Here is a 12,616-nt window from a genome sequence, read left to right as displayed (position 1 = left end):
CGTCAGGATCTCACCCCTGTCGGGCCATGGGCGGTTCGAAGCGCCCGAAGACCCAGGTGCCGGGCGCTGCCGCGTCATCGCCCGACCAGAACTCCGTCCACAGCCGGACGAACTCCTCCTGGGAGATGTGGCCGTCGCCGTCCAGGTCGAGCAGCGGGAAGATCTCATCGGTCGCGGTCCGGCAGCCCGTCCATCCCTCGATGAGCCGGTTGTACTCCTCCGAGGAGATGCGCCCGTCGGCGTTCTCGTCGATGGCCTCGAACATCGCCTCGGCGGTGCCGGTGACCTCGTCGGACATTTCGCCGAGCTGGTCGGTGAGTATCAGGACCTCGTCCAGCGTGACCTTCGCGTCGCCGTCGTGGTCGCCCCCCGCGAGCAGCGCGTGCCACCAGCCCATCATGATCGCGGCCAGCCGGGAATGGTCGCCGGCATCCCGGATGGCGGTCCACCGAGCGGTCAGCGCCGCGAAGTCGGACTCCTGAAGAAAGCCGTCGCCGTCGACGTCCATCGCCTCGAAGACCCCGGCGATCTTTCGCCGCTGGAACTCGCTCGCCATGAATCCGCATCCTTCCGTCACGCCGGATGTAGAGGTGAAAGCGCAGATTCATGGTGGCGACCGGCACCCCGTACGACAATCGCCCGGTCGGAGCTACTTTCTCGCGGAGCGGCAATCAGATCATCACCTTGAGTAGGCGCCCATATCCGCCCGGTAAGTGATAACCCAGGCGTGCCCGCCGCCATGGTCAGGCTCACGATCACCGGGATGAGCCCGAATCGTGATCATTGGTACGGGTGTGAACTCCTGATGAACGTGGAAATGTTTCGACAGCTCCTCTAATAGTGGGAATTGCCTGCCCGGGAGGCTGTGGGATGAAGATCACGCGGATGGCGGCGCTGGCGGCGGCGAGCGGGCTCGCGATGTCGGGGTGCTCGGGTGGTGTCAGCGGAGGCGGCGGCACCGTGATCCGGATCAGCGCCAACTCCGTCAAGGGCGGCAAGAGCTCCAACGGCGCCGAGTGGATCACCGACTACGTCATCCCGAAGTTCACCGCGATGGAGAAGAGCAAGGGCAAGAAGGTCACGGTCCGCTTCGAGGGCACCGGCGTCGACGACGCCCCGTACAAGCAGAAGACCGCGCTCGACCTCAAGACCGGCGGCGGCGCCGACCTGATCTCGATCGACGGGATCTGGGTCGGAGAGTTCGCCCAAGCCGGTTACATCAAGCCGCTCGACCAGGTGGCCGGCTCGGGCATCGCGAGCTGGGAGGGGTTCAAGCAGATCCCCGGCCCGGTGCAGAACATCATGGCCTTCGACAACAAGAAGTACGGCCTGCCGATCGGCACCGACGGCCGCGTGCTGTTCTACAACAAGCAACTGTTCGCCAAGGCGGGCCTGCCGGCCGACTGGCAGCCCAAGAGCTGGGACGACATCCTCGCCGCGGGACGCAAGCTCAAGACGCTGAGCGGCGTCACGCCGATCCAGCTCAACGCCGGCACGGCGATGACCGAGGCGACCACCATGCAGGGCGTGCTGCCCCTGCTCGCCGGCACCGGCCACGACATCTTCGAGAACGGCAAGTGGCTCGGTGACACCCCGCAGCTCAGGAGCGTGCTCGACCTGTACCAGCAGGTGTACGGCAGCGGGCTCGGCGACCCGAAGCTCCAGCAGAACCCGCAGGGGCGCGACGAGTCCTTCCAGCGGTTCTCCAAGAACAAGGTCGGGATCCTGCTGGAAAGCGACTACTTCTGGCGTTCGGTGGTCAATCCCAAGGACGGCATCGACCCGATGAAGGACCGCGACAAGGACGTCGGCTACACGCTGATCCCGGCGCAGTCGGCGGGCAAGGGCGTACGCGGGCAGGACTCGGTGAGCATGTCCGGCGGCACCGGCTGGGTGATCAACCCGCACACCAAGAACGCCTCGCTCGTGTGGGAGCTGCTGAGCTTCATGGGCGGGCACGACGCGGTCAAGGACGAGGTCCAGCGTTCGGCGGTCGGCATCAGCCCACGTCAGGACGTCAACGGCGAGATGCTCGCCGGCGACCCACTGCTGAACTTCATCTCGACCAAGGTGCTCCCGATCACCGCCGTACGGCCCGGCCTCGCCGCCTATCCCCAGGTTTCGACGGCGCTACAGAAGGCGACCGGCGATGTCGTCGCGGGTGACAGTGTGGACAAGGCGATCAAGTCCTACCAGCAGAACCTGACACAGGCGGTCGGCGGCGCCGGCAACGTCACTACCGGCTGATCGGCTTATGACGGAGGAAACGGATCTGCTGCCGGCGCGGCGTTCCCTGGGCGGAGACGTGCCGGGGGGCGGCGATCGGCGCCAAGGGCTGGCGTTCGTCGTGCCGGCGCTGCTGCTCATCACGGTCTTCCTGGTCGTGCCGGCACTGTGGACGCTCTACCTCGGGCTGACCGACTACCGGCTCACCGGCGTCCAGGCCGCGCACCCGAAGATCGTGGGTGCGGACAACTACACGCACGCGCTCGGGGACAAGGAGTTCCGCGACTCCCTCGGCCGCACGCTGCTGTTCGTCCTCGGCTCGGCGATCATCGGGCAGAACCTCCTCGGCTTCGCCTTGGCCTGGACGCTGCGGTCGGCGCGACGCTGGGTCCGCTCGCTGGTCGAGACGCTGGTGCTGCTGGCCTGGATCCTGCCGGGCGTCGTGGTCGCGTGGCTGTGGATCGCCTTCCTGAAGGACCAGGGCGGCACGCTGAACACGATCCTGCACACGCCGGGCCACGACTGGTGGTTCGACCACCCGATGGGCTCGCTGATCGTCTTCAACGTCTGGCGCGGCACGGCGTTCTCGATGATGCTTTTCGCGGCGGCGCTGTCGAGCGTGCCGCCCAGCCATCTGGAGTCCGCGCGGCTCGCCGGCGCCAGCGGCTGGCAGCAGCTGCGCGACGTCGTGATCCCGGGTATCCGCGGACACATCCTGACGAACACCCTGCTGATCAGCCTGTGGACGTTCAACGACTTCACGCCGTACCTGATCACCAAGGGCGAGCCGCACGGCGCCTCGGCCGTACTCCCGGTCTACATCTACCTGACCGCCCTGCCGGGGGAACGGCTCGGCTTCGCCAGTGCCATCTCGCTCATCATGCTGGTGATCAACCTGCTGCTGGCGCTGGCGTACGTACGGATCCTGCGGAGGCGCGCGTGAGTCCCGCCCAGCTCCTGCGGCGCATCGGGTTCTACGTCTTCGTCGCGGTCATCACGGCGTTCTTCGCGCTGCCGATGCTGTGGCTGGTGACCGCGCCGTTCACGCGCAACCCGAGCCTGTCGGTCTCGTGGCCGGACTTCACGCTGTCGAACTTCGGCGCGCTGACCGACGACCCGAACGCGCTGCCCTCGCTGTACAACTCGGCGGTGCTGTCCCTGTGGACGATGCTGATCACGGTCGCCGTCGCCGCGCTCGCGGCGTACGCGCTGAGCCGGGTCCGCATCCCGGGGCGGGACGGGATCCTCTACCTGCTCCTGCTGCTGTCCTCGGTGATCACCGGTACGGCGGCGATGGTGCCGATCTTCCAGCTGATGTTCAAGCTCCACCTGCTGGACAAGGACGTCGGCGTGATCCTCGTGATGACCGGCGGCCTGCTGCCCGCGGCGATCTTCATCCTCAAGGACTTCATGGACACGATGCCCAAGTCGTACGAGGAGTCGGCGCGGGTGTTCGGCGCGAACTCCTTCCAGGTGCTGGGGCACGTCGTGCTGCCGAACGTACGTCCCGGGCTCGCGACGATCGCGGTGTGGGCGGTGGTGAACGTGTGGGGCAACTTCCTCATGCCGTTCCTGCTGTACCGGACGCCGGAGAAGCAGCCGGCCGCGGTCACGCTCAACAACTTCTACACCGAGGGCGGGCAGCCGAACCTCGCGCTGATCTCGACGTTCTCCCTGCTCTACTCGATCCCGGTGGTCATCATGTTCCTGTTCGTCAGCCGCCGGTACGGCTTCCGCTTCCATGGGGGAATCAAGGCATGAGGGTCTCGCTGGAAGAGGTGACCAAGGTCTTCGACGGCGGCGTGACGGCGCTCGACGGCCTGTCCCTCGACATCGAGGACGGGGAGTTCTTCGCGCTGCTCGGCCCGTCCGGGTGCGGGAAGACGACGCTGTTGCGCACCATCGCGGGTCTGGAGACGGCGTCCGCCGGGGTCCTGCGCATCGGCGACCGCGACGTCACACGCCTGCCACCGGGCGAGCGTGACGTGGCGATGGTCTTCCAGGACTACGCGCTGTTCCCGCACATGACGGTGGCCGACAATGTCGCGTACCCGCTGCGGATCAAGAAGGTGGGCCGTACGGAACGCCGCGCGAAGGCCGCCCAGACCGCGGCGGGACTCTCACTCGCCGGCCTGATGGAACGCCGCCCGGCCCAGTTGTCCGGCGGCCAGCAGCAACGCGTCGCCCTGGCCCGCGCGATGGTCGCCGAGCCGACGGTGTTCCTGCTGGACGAGCCGCTGTCCAATCTGGACGCGCGGCTACGGCTGGAGGCGCGCACGTTCTTGAAGAGGCTCCAGCACGACCTCGGCGTGACGACGGTCTTCGTCACCCACGACCAGGCGGAGGCCCTGGCGCTGGCCGACCGGATCGCGGTGATGGACGCGGGCCGCATCCGCCAGCTCGGCACCCCCCGCGAGATCTTCCAGCGCCCGGCGAACGTCTTCGTCGCCGGCTTCATCGGCTCGACCCCGATGAACCTGCTGGAGGGCGAGTGTGTGGCGGGCGACGGCGAGGCGGCGGAGTCGTGGGGCCACCAGATCGACATCACCGGCGTACGGCTGCCGGTCCCCGAGGAGATCGTCACCGAGCTGAACCCGGGCGACAAGGTGATCGTGGGGGTACGGCCGGAATACCTCGTAGAGGCAGAAGAGGGCATCGAGGGCCAGGTCGACATCGTGGAGAATCTCGGCACGACGTCCCTGGTCACGTTGACGACGACCGGCCCGCCGGTGCAGGTGACGGTCCCGGAGGGCCGCGAACCGGAGCCGGGCGCGACCATGCGCGTAACCCCCGAACCGGGCCGCATGCTCGTCTACCGCGCCGACGACGGCGAACTCATCGACGCCCCCTGAATCCTCGCGAACAGGCAGACACGGGCAGCAACGTGCTGAATACCCTCTGTCGCTGGACTGATACCGTGAAGCGAGGAGAACCCGAGGACGGTGGAGCCATGGCCATGCCCCAGTGGACCGGTGACGAAGAGATCCCGACGCCGACGATCGAGGAGATCTGGGAACAGACTCCTCCCTATCCCGGCCTCCAGGTCGAAGTCATCGACGGGAGCCTCGTCGTGAGCCCCCGGGGAAACGTACGCCACGCGCAGATCAACTATTTCCTGCACAGCGGGTTCCACGACGTCGCCCTGCAGAACGGTTGGCATCTCTGTCACGAGCTCACGATTCACCTCGAGAGCAACCGCGACCGCGTCGAACCGGATCTCGTCATCGTCCCGCCGGACGCTCCTACGTTCGGTGACAGTGAGGTTCTCGGACGCGGGGTGCTGCTCGTTGCCGAGGTCACCTCACGAGGAAACGCGGCGCGGGATCGCTTCGCCAAGCCGCGTACCTGCGCGCTTAGCGGAGTGCCGCTCTACCTGCTCGTGGACCCGGTCGAGGAGCCGATGTCGGTGACGCTGTTCAGCGAGCCGGGCGAGGACGGCTACGGCACGCTGGACCGCGTGACCGTAGGCGAGAAGCTTTGGCTGCCCGAGCCGTTCACGATGGCCCTGGACACGGCTCCGCTACGCGTCTAGACCGGGGGGTTGCTGCGGTCGTCGTTGACGATGTCGGCGCCCGGACGCGGCTTCGGCTGGCGACTGCTCATGACGAGCTGCAGCAGGAACGACGCGGCACCGACGACCATCAGGATCACGCCCAGCGCCGGCAGGTCGATGCCGCTGAGGTGCGCCTTGATGGCCCACTTGAAGATCGCCCCAAGTGTGATCAGGAAGATGCTGACGCCAAAGCCCACCATGCCTCCGACCTCCGGTACCCCTGATTGGGCCCGGAATTACTTCGAGTAAACACCCCGCTGCTGCGGCACACCACCCTATCGATACCGATGATGGCGTATGTCCCATCACTCGAACCAGAGTGACGGGACATACGAAACCAGTGACGGCTCAGAAAGCCTCTTCCGGAAGCTCCATCAGGTCGGCGGTGGTCGCCTCGGCGATGGCCCGCTCGGCGGTCACCTTGGGCAGCTGCGTCGCGCAGAAGAACTGTGCGGCCGCCACCTTTCCGCGGTAGAACGCCTGGTCCGCGTCGGACACCTCGCCGCCCAGCCGGTCCAGGGCGACCTCCGCCTGCCGGCAGAGCAGCCAGGCGATGACGACGTCGCCGAGGACCATCAGCAGCCGGGTGGTGTTCAGGCCGACCTTGTAGATCTCCTCGGGCTTCTCCATCGAGCTCAACGCCCAGCCCACCATCGGGGTGGCGATGCCCTGCGCGTCGTCGACGGCCCTGGCCAGGAGCGCGCGCTCCTGCTTGAGGCGGCCGTTGCCCGCGTCGCTCTCCGCGAACTCCTTGATCAGCCCGGCGAGGTGCGTCAGCGCCTCGCCGTTGTCGCGCAGGATCTTGCGGAAGAAGAAGTCCATGCCCTGGATCGCCGTCGTGCCCTCGTACAGGGAGTCGATCTTGGCGTCACGGACGTACTGCTCGAGCGGGTAGTCCTGAAGGAAGCCCGAACCGCCCAGGGTCTGCAGCGACTGCGTCAGCACCTCGTACGCGCGCTCGGAGCCGACGCCCTTGACGATCGGCAGCAGCAGGTCGTTGACCTTCTCCGCGAGTTCGTCGCGCACGCCCGAGGCGGTGGCGAGCTGCACCTTGTCCTGGTACGTCGCGGTGAACAGGACGAGCGCCCGCATGCCCTCGGCGTAGGACTTCTGCAGCATGAGCAGCCGGCGTACGTCGGGGTGGTTGGTGATGGTGACGCGCGGCGCGGTCTTGTCCGCCATCTTCGTCAGGTCGGCGCCCTGCACGCGCTCCTTGGCGTAGGACAGCGCGTTGAGGTAGCCGGTGGACAGCGTGGAGATGGCCTTCGTGCCGACCATCATGCGGGCCTGCTCGATGATGAGGAACATCTGCTTGATGCCCTCGTGCACCCCGCCCACGAGGTAGCCGACCGCAGGCTCCTTGTCGCCGAAGGTGAGCTCGCAGGTCGTGGAGACCTTCAGGCCCATCTTCTTCTCGACGTTGGTGACGTAGGCGCCGTTGCGCTCGCCGGGCTCCCCGGTCGACGGGTCCACGAGATACTTCGGCACGATGAACATCGACAGGCCCTTGGTGCCCGGCCCGGCGCCCTCGGGGCGCGCCAGCACGTAGTGCAGGATGTTGCCGGCCAGGTCGTGGTCGGCGCTGGTGATGAAGCGCTTGACGCCCTCGATGTGCCAGGTGCCGTCGGGCTGCTCGACCGCCTTCGTACGCCCGGCGCCGACGTCGGAGCCGGCGTCCGGCTCCGTGAGCACCATCGTCGCGCCCCAGTGCTTCTCGATCGCGAACTCGGCGAGCCTCTTCTGCTCGGGCGTGCCGATCTGCCACAGGAGCCAGGCGAAGCTCGGGCCGTTGGAGTACATCCAGATGGCCGGGTTGGCGCCCAGGACGAGCTCGGCCACGGCCCAGTGCAGGCTGCGCGGCGCGTTCATGCCGCCGAGCTCGGGCGGCAGCTCCAGCCGCCACCACTCGGCGTCGTTGAAGTAGGCGCGGAAGGACTTCTTGAAGCTGTCGGGCATCGTGACCGCGTGGGTCTCGGGGTCGAACACGGGCGGGTGACGGTCCGCGTCCTCGAACGACTCGGCGAGCACGCCGGTGGCGAGGCGGTTGACCTCGTCCAGAGCGCTGCGCGCCGTCGCCTCGTCGACCTCGGCGAAGGGTCCTGAGCCCAGGACCTCCCGACGACCGAGCACCTCGAAGAGGTTGAACTCGATGTCACGCAGGTTGCTCTTGTAGTGGCCCATGAAGCACCCCGTAGCTCTCGGGCGGTCACGCCCAACGGTCGTACCAGTCAGTAACACCGTCATGCTACCCGCGAGTAACCGGACATACAAACATCAGACCGGAAAATGCCATCGCCTTGGGCAACCGGTCGGCGAAGGTCCGCCACGGCCGACCTGGGCGCCCCCGCGTACGGGTGAGCTCGGTCACGTACGGAACAGATCGGGTGATCCGGGGCGTCCTTTCACGTGGGACTCGGATCTCGAGGTCCCCCGGACGAGAGCGCGCCGTACCCGGCCACGCAAAGACGGCGCGCGGCTGAACATGCAACAGATTCTGCAGATCCTCGGTGCCGTCCTGATCCTCGTCGCCTACCTGCTCTCTCAGCTCAGGCTCCTGAACGACCGGTCGATCCCGTACCTGCTCCTCAACCTGGCCGGATCCGCCGTTCTCGCGGTGCTCGCGGCGACCGGCCGGGAGTGGGGCTTCCTCCTGCTGGAGGGAAGCTGGGCGGTCGTGTCGTTCATATCGCTGATTGCCCTGACACGCGCGCGGCCGGAGCCCCTACGATGACGCCCTGTGGCCGATGCTTGGGACTCCGTCGTCGCCTGGATCAACCGTGACCGGCCCGACCTGACGGAGGCCGAGCGGCGGCTCTGGGACGCCTACCCGACCGGCGCGGTGGTCGACCTCGGCGACGGGCGTCCCGACGGCACCGACGATCCCGCCCGTCTCGTACGGGCCGAGGTGATCTCGGCGCTGCTGCTCGGCGCGCGCGACGGAACCGCAGGCCGGGTTCCGGCCGTACGCCTGCACGGCGCGCGCGTCACCGGCGCGCTCAACGTCTCCGGCGGCGAGGTCGGCTGTGAGCTCCGGCTCCGCCGCTGCGTGCTGGACGAGACGCCGGACTTCTCCAACGCGCGGGCGCGGCAGATACGGTTCGGCGACTGCACGATGCCCGGCTTCGACGGCGGCGGCCTGCGGGTCGACGGGTTCTTCAGCCTCTCCGGCTCGCTGATCGAGGGCGAGGTGCGGCTGATCCGCGGATACGTGACCGGCGGGTTCCGCATGAACGGCGTCCACCTTCACAACCCGGGCGGGTACGCCCTGTTCGCGGGCGGCCTGACCGTCGACGTCGGGGCCTTCATCCGCGACTCGGAGATCACCGGCGGAATACGGCTGACCGGTGCGCGGATGACCGGTGGCCTCTTCATGGAGGGGACCAGGCTGCACGACTCGGTCGGCTTCGCCCTGGACGGCGAGAACATGATCGTTCAGGACCGGATGGAGTGCAGCGGCGGCTTCGTCTCCGACGGCCAGGTCCGCCTGCGCGGCGCGCGGATCGACGGCACGCTCTCCTTCGACCAGGGTGTGCTCCGTGCCCCCGGCAAGCGTGTGCTGCATCTGAGCCACGCGCGGGTCGAGGAGTTGATCCTGATCCCGAGCGAGCCGATCCAGGGCGAGGTCACCCTGGGGTATTCACGCATCAACGTGATCCTCGACCGTCCCGCAATGTGGCCCGAGCGGCTCCGCCTCAACGGGCTCGTCTACGAGACCCTGCGCGGCGAGGCCGACGAGCGGCTGCGGTTCGACTGGATCTCCCGCGATCCGCAGGGATTCCGCCCGCAGCCGTACGAGCAGCTCGCCACCTGGCTGCGCCAGATCGGCCGGGAGGACCTCGCCCGCAGGTGCCAGCTCGCCAAGCAGCGGGCGCGGCGGCGCAACCTCAACCCGGTCAGCCGCACCTGGAGCGTGCTGCTCGACTGGACCGTCGGGTACGGCTACCGCCCGTGGATCTCGGGGCTGTGGCTCGTACTCCTGGTCGCGCTGGGCACGGTGGTGTTCAGCCTCCACCACCCGCTCACGATCCGGCAGCCGGACGAGCGGCCGCACTTCCACGCGTTCGTCTACACCCTTGACCTGATGCTGCCGCTGGAGACGTTCGGGCAGCGCAGCGCGTGGGACCCGACCGGCTGGACGGCCTGGCTGGCCTGGGGGCTGACCGCCGCCGGCTGGTTCCTGGCGACCGCTCTGATCGCCGGTGTCGCCCGCGTGCTCCGGCGGGCGTGAGATCCGACAGGATGGGACCGTGGGAACTCACCTGATCACCGGGGCCACCGGTGCGGTCGGCGCCGCGGTGGCCGGGCTACTGCACGACGCCGGCCACAGCGTCATCCTGACCGGGCGTGACGCCGGACGCCTCGACGCCACCGCCGCCCGGATCGCGGGCGGCGACCGGGTCCGTACGCTCGTCCTGGACCTGACCGACCCCCGGCGGATCGAGCCCTCGCTGGAGGGCGCGGAGCTGCCGCCGCTGGACGGGCTCGTGCACGGCGCCGGCTCGGTCGCGCTGGGCACCGTCGCCGAGCTGGCGCCGGACGACTGGATCGGCCAGCTCCTCGTGAACACCGCCGCACCCGCCGAGCTGACCCGCCTCCTGCTGCCCTCGGTGCGCGCGGCCCGCGGGCACGTGGTGTTCGTCAACTCCGGCTCCGGACTGCGCGCGAACCCGGGCTGGAGCGCGTACGCGGCGAGCAAACACGCGCTTCGTGCCCTGGCCGACGCGCTGCGCGCCGAGGAGCCGGAGATCCGCGTGACCTCGGTCTTTCCCGGGCGCTTCGCGAGCGAGATGCAGCGTCAGGTCCGCGCCCACGAGGGCGGGGATTACGACCCGGACGCGTTCATGTCCGCCCGCACCGTCGCCAAGGTGATCGTCAATGCGCTGGAGACGCCGCGCGACGCGACCGTGACCGACGTCAGCGTACGAGGCTGATCAGGCCGCCGACCTCCGCCGGGTGAGCCAGGCGGCGGCGACGCCGCCGATCAGGCCGAACAGATGGGCCTGCCAGGAGATCCCCGGCTGGCCGGGCAGCGCTCCGAGGATCATCGTGCCGTAGACCACGGCGATGAGGACGCCGACCACGATGTCGAACGCGCGGTGTTCGACGAAGCCGCGCGCGAGCAGGTAGCCGAAGTAGCCGAAGATCAGGCCGCTGGCCCCGACGGTCACGGTGTCCGGCGCGGACAGGAACCACACGCCGAGCCCGCTCGCGACCATGACGATCACGCTGACCGCGATGAAGCGCGCGACACCGCGGAGCGCCGCGAGGAAGGCGAAGATCGCGAGCGGCACCGAATTGGCCATGAGGTGATCGAGGTTGGCGTGCAGGAACGGTGCGGTGAAGATGTGCCAGAGCGTGTTCGTGTCGTGCGCCTGGATGCCGTACCGGCTGCCGAGCACACTCTCGTCGTTGTAGTTGACCACCTCCACCGCCCAGCACGCGCCGAGCAGGGCGAGAGTCACGAAGAAGGCGCCGAGCATGCGCGAGGCGTACCCGGCCAGCCCCTCGCTGGATGACCGTGCGGGGAGGAAAGCGTCTGTCATGGGCCAACGGTACGTCGCCCCTTGTTTCACGGAAATAAGGCCGGGCGACCGGGACGTACGACCGCGGGCGCGCGGCATCGCGGCCGGGTCCCTCAGTGCCAGGCGGGCGCGGCCGGAAGGGGCTTGAGGCGCAGGTAGCGACGCTCGTCCGGGGTGGTGCCACCCCAGATTCCGGCGGGCTCGCCCGCGCGCAGGGCCCAGTTGAGGCAGTCGGCGGTCACGGGGCAGCCGGCGCAGACCCGCTTGGCCTCCTCGACCTGGATCTGGGCCGGCCCGGCCACGCTGACCGGGTAGAACAGCTCGGGATCCACGCCCTTACAGGCCGCGAGGTCGGTCCAGTGCTCGATGTTCACACGCACTCCAGGTCGAACAGGGCCGCCACGGCCTCCGGGGGTGCGCTCGCGCGTCCCCGGGCCGGCAGCAACCGGTTGATGATCTGTTGCAGCGACGCCTCGACGAGGTCGAGGTGGTCGTCGGCGAGCGCGGGCGCACGACGTGCGAGCCGGGCCAGCTCCGCGGCGACAAGCTGCTCAAGACGGTGATCCAGCAGGCGACTGGGAGACACCAGCACCGGGGGTGCGGTCACGACCGCCTCCATCGACGTCTTGACTTGTTTTAGTACTACCAACTGTAGTACTACGCAAGGTCGTGTCAATCCGTTCTAGAGTGATTCGCGTGCCGACCGACGTGATCTTCCGCTCCGCGACCGAACCGGACCTGCCCGCGATCGTCGCCCTGCTCGCCGACGACACGATCGGCGCCGGCCGCGAGGGCGACGTGACCGCCCAGCGAGGCACCTATCTGGCCGCGTTCCGCGAGGTCTCCGCGGATCCGCGCAACCATCTCGTCGTCGCCGAGATCGCCGGCGAGGTCGCCGGGACGCTACAGCTCACCTACATCCCCGGCATCAGCCGAATGGGTACCGAACGCGCTCAGATCGAGGCGGTACGCGTCAGCGCCGCGCACCGGGGCCGCGGACTCGGCCACGAGATGATCGCGTGGGCCGTCGGCCAGGCACGGGAGCGTGGTTGCGGCCTCGTCCAGCTCACCTCGGACAAGCGCCGCTCCGACGCGATCCGCTTCTATGAGTCGCTCGGCTTCGAACGGAGCCACGAGGGCCTCAAGCTGTCGCTCTGACCCTCGGCCGTCGCCGGCGACTCCATGAATCTACGCTGACCGGCCGGGCACCAGGTGCTGCCCATGCATCGGTCAAGGTGCTCCCTGATTTACGTCGTCGCCGCCACGCCCCGGCGGCGACCGCTGAATCATCTGCCTCATCATCGGCGAGCAATCG

The 12,616-nt window shown here is 68.4% G+C and carries 15 protein-coding genes and 1 riboswitch; of the genes, 9 read left to right on the top strand and 6 right to left on the bottom strand.

The genetic code is table 11. The features are described from left to right. Positions 1–10: 10 nt before the first annotated feature. The gene (locus FB559_RS17390; protein WP_141956589.1) at positions 11–556 is read right to left on the bottom strand and encodes an EF-hand domain-containing protein; all 546 of its coding nucleotides are present in this window, start codon (positions 554–556) and stop codon (positions 11–13) included. A gap of 314 nt (positions 557–870) precedes the next feature. Here FB559_RS17390 and FB559_RS17385 point away from each other — a divergent pair, with 314 nt between their 5' ends. The 5 genes from FB559_RS17385 to FB559_RS17365 all read left to right on the top strand — a co-directional run bounded on the left by FB559_RS17385 (position 871) and on the right by FB559_RS17365 (position 5,758). Next, positions 871–2,247, top strand: a complete 1,377-nt coding sequence (locus tag FB559_RS17385) for an extracellular solute-binding protein (RefSeq protein WP_141956588.1) — start codon at positions 871–873, stop codon at positions 2,245–2,247. Positions 2,248–2,254: 7 nt separating this feature from the next. Beyond that, on the top strand, positions 2,255–3,169 hold the full coding sequence (locus FB559_RS17380; protein WP_141956587.1) for a carbohydrate ABC transporter permease: 915 nt from the start codon (positions 2,255–2,257) through the stop codon (positions 3,167–3,169). Beyond that, positions 3,166–3,987 carry a carbohydrate ABC transporter permease gene (locus tag FB559_RS17375; protein ID WP_141956586.1) on the top strand — a complete coding sequence of 274 codons (822 nt, stop codon included), beginning with the start codon at positions 3,166–3,168 and terminating at the stop codon, positions 3,985–3,987. Before FB559_RS17380 ends, FB559_RS17375 begins: the two co-directional genes overlap by 4 nt. Continuing rightward, positions 3,984–5,078, top strand: a complete 1,095-nt coding sequence (locus tag FB559_RS17370; RefSeq protein ID WP_141956585.1) for an ABC transporter ATP-binding protein — start codon at positions 3,984–3,986, stop codon at positions 5,076–5,078. The genes FB559_RS17375 and FB559_RS17370 overlap by 4 nt, the downstream gene beginning before the upstream one ends. Positions 5,079–5,176: 98 nt before the next feature. Next, positions 5,177–5,758, top strand: a complete 582-nt coding sequence (locus tag FB559_RS17365) for a Uma2 family endonuclease (RefSeq protein WP_141956584.1) — start codon at positions 5,177–5,179, stop codon at positions 5,756–5,758. Here FB559_RS17365 and FB559_RS17360 read toward each other — a convergent pair. Further along, a complete protein-coding gene (locus tag FB559_RS17360) occupies positions 5,755–5,979 on the bottom strand; it encodes a DUF6458 family protein (RefSeq protein WP_141956583.1) in 225 nt (74 codons plus the stop codon). The two genes, FB559_RS17365 and FB559_RS17360, sit on opposite strands and share 4 nt — an antisense overlap. A gap of 148 nt (positions 5,980–6,127) precedes the next feature. After that, complete coding sequence (locus tag FB559_RS17355; RefSeq protein WP_141956582.1) at positions 6,128–7,960, bottom strand: acyl-CoA dehydrogenase; 1,833 nt, start codon at positions 7,958–7,960, stop codon at positions 6,128–6,130. A gap of 225 nt (positions 7,961–8,185) precedes the next feature. Next, positions 8,186–8,254: riboswitch (guanidine-III (ykkC-III) riboswitch) on the top strand. Between the two features lie 7 nt (positions 8,255–8,261). Here FB559_RS17355 and FB559_RS17350 point away from each other — a divergent pair. Genes FB559_RS17350 through FB559_RS17340 form a run of 3 tightly spaced genes read left to right on the top strand, consistent with a single transcriptional unit; the run spans position 8,262 to position 10,710 of the window. Next, positions 8,262–8,510 carry a CBU_0592 family membrane protein gene (locus tag FB559_RS17350; protein ID WP_141956581.1) on the top strand — a complete coding sequence of 83 codons (249 nt, stop codon included), beginning with the start codon at positions 8,262–8,264 and terminating at the stop codon, positions 8,508–8,510. Between the two features lie 6 nt (positions 8,511–8,516). Further along, a complete protein-coding gene (locus FB559_RS17345; RefSeq protein WP_246121691.1) occupies positions 8,517–10,007 on the top strand; it encodes a hypothetical protein in 1,491 nt (496 codons plus the stop codon). 19 nt (positions 10,008–10,026) lie between these two features. Continuing rightward, complete coding sequence (locus FB559_RS17340) at positions 10,027–10,710, top strand: SDR family oxidoreductase (RefSeq protein ID WP_141956580.1); 684 nt, start codon at positions 10,027–10,029, stop codon at positions 10,708–10,710. Here the strand turns inward: FB559_RS17340 and FB559_RS17335 are convergent, their stop codons facing one another. From FB559_RS17335 to FB559_RS17325, 3 genes are all read right to left on the bottom strand, one after another. Beyond that, positions 10,711–11,322: a rhomboid family intramembrane serine protease gene (locus tag FB559_RS17335; RefSeq protein WP_141956579.1), complete on the bottom strand. Its 612-nt coding sequence runs from the start codon at positions 11,320–11,322 to the stop codon at positions 10,711–10,713. It abuts the gene before it with no gap. A 92-nt stretch (positions 11,323–11,414) separates the two neighbouring features. Continuing rightward, entirely contained in the window at positions 11,415–11,675 is a 261-nt protein-coding gene (locus FB559_RS17330) for a WhiB family transcriptional regulator (protein WP_281286269.1), read from the bottom strand. After that, positions 11,672–11,908, bottom strand: a complete 237-nt coding sequence (locus FB559_RS17325) for a hypothetical protein (protein WP_141956577.1) — start codon at positions 11,906–11,908, stop codon at positions 11,672–11,674. The genes FB559_RS17330 and FB559_RS17325 overlap by 4 nt, the downstream gene beginning before the upstream one ends. An 89-nt stretch (positions 11,909–11,997) precedes the next feature. Between FB559_RS17325 and FB559_RS17320 the strand changes: the two genes are divergently transcribed. After that, positions 11,998–12,459, top strand: coding sequence for a GNAT family N-acetyltransferase (locus FB559_RS17320; protein WP_221640062.1), 462 nt, complete (start codon positions 11,998–12,000; stop codon positions 12,457–12,459). Positions 12,460–12,616: the final 157 nt, after the last annotated feature.

Source organism: Actinoallomurus bryophytorum, from assembly GCF_006716425.1.
GTDB lineage: Bacteria > Actinomycetota > Actinomycetes > Streptosporangiales > Streptosporangiaceae > Actinoallomurus > Actinoallomurus bryophytorum.
Note: the sequence above shows the minus strand (reverse complement) of the source record. Positions and strands in the feature narration are given on the sequence as shown.

Excerpts from the sequence above, each read along its gene's own strand:
- FB559_RS17390 (WP_141956589.1), bottom strand. The coding sequence starts at position 556 with ATGGCGAGCGAGTTCCAGCGGCGAAAGATCGCCGGGGTCTTCGAGGCG.
- FB559_RS17385 (WP_141956588.1), top strand. The coding sequence starts at position 871 with ATGAAGATCACGCGGATGGCGGCGCTGGCGGCGGCGAGCGGGCTCGCG.
- FB559_RS17380 (WP_141956587.1), top strand. The coding sequence starts at position 2,255 with ATGACGGAGGAAACGGATCTGCTGCCGGCGCGGCGTTCCCTGGGCGGA.
- FB559_RS17370 (WP_141956585.1), top strand. The coding sequence starts at position 3,984 with ATGAGGGTCTCGCTGGAAGAGGTGACCAAGGTCTTCGACGGCGGCGTG.
- FB559_RS17365 (WP_141956584.1), top strand. The coding sequence starts at position 5,177 with ATGGCCATGCCCCAGTGGACCGGTGACGAAGAGATCCCGACGCCGACG.
- FB559_RS17360 (WP_141956583.1), bottom strand. The coding sequence starts at position 5,979 with ATGGTGGGCTTTGGCGTCAGCATCTTCCTGATCACACTTGGGGCGATC.
- FB559_RS17355 (WP_141956582.1), bottom strand. The coding sequence starts at position 7,960 with ATGGGCCACTACAAGAGCAACCTGCGTGACATCGAGTTCAACCTCTTC.
- FB559_RS17350 (WP_141956581.1), top strand. The coding sequence starts at position 8,262 with ATGCAACAGATTCTGCAGATCCTCGGTGCCGTCCTGATCCTCGTCGCC.
- FB559_RS17335 (WP_141956579.1), bottom strand. The coding sequence starts at position 11,322 with ATGACAGACGCTTTCCTCCCCGCACGGTCATCCAGCGAGGGGCTGGCC.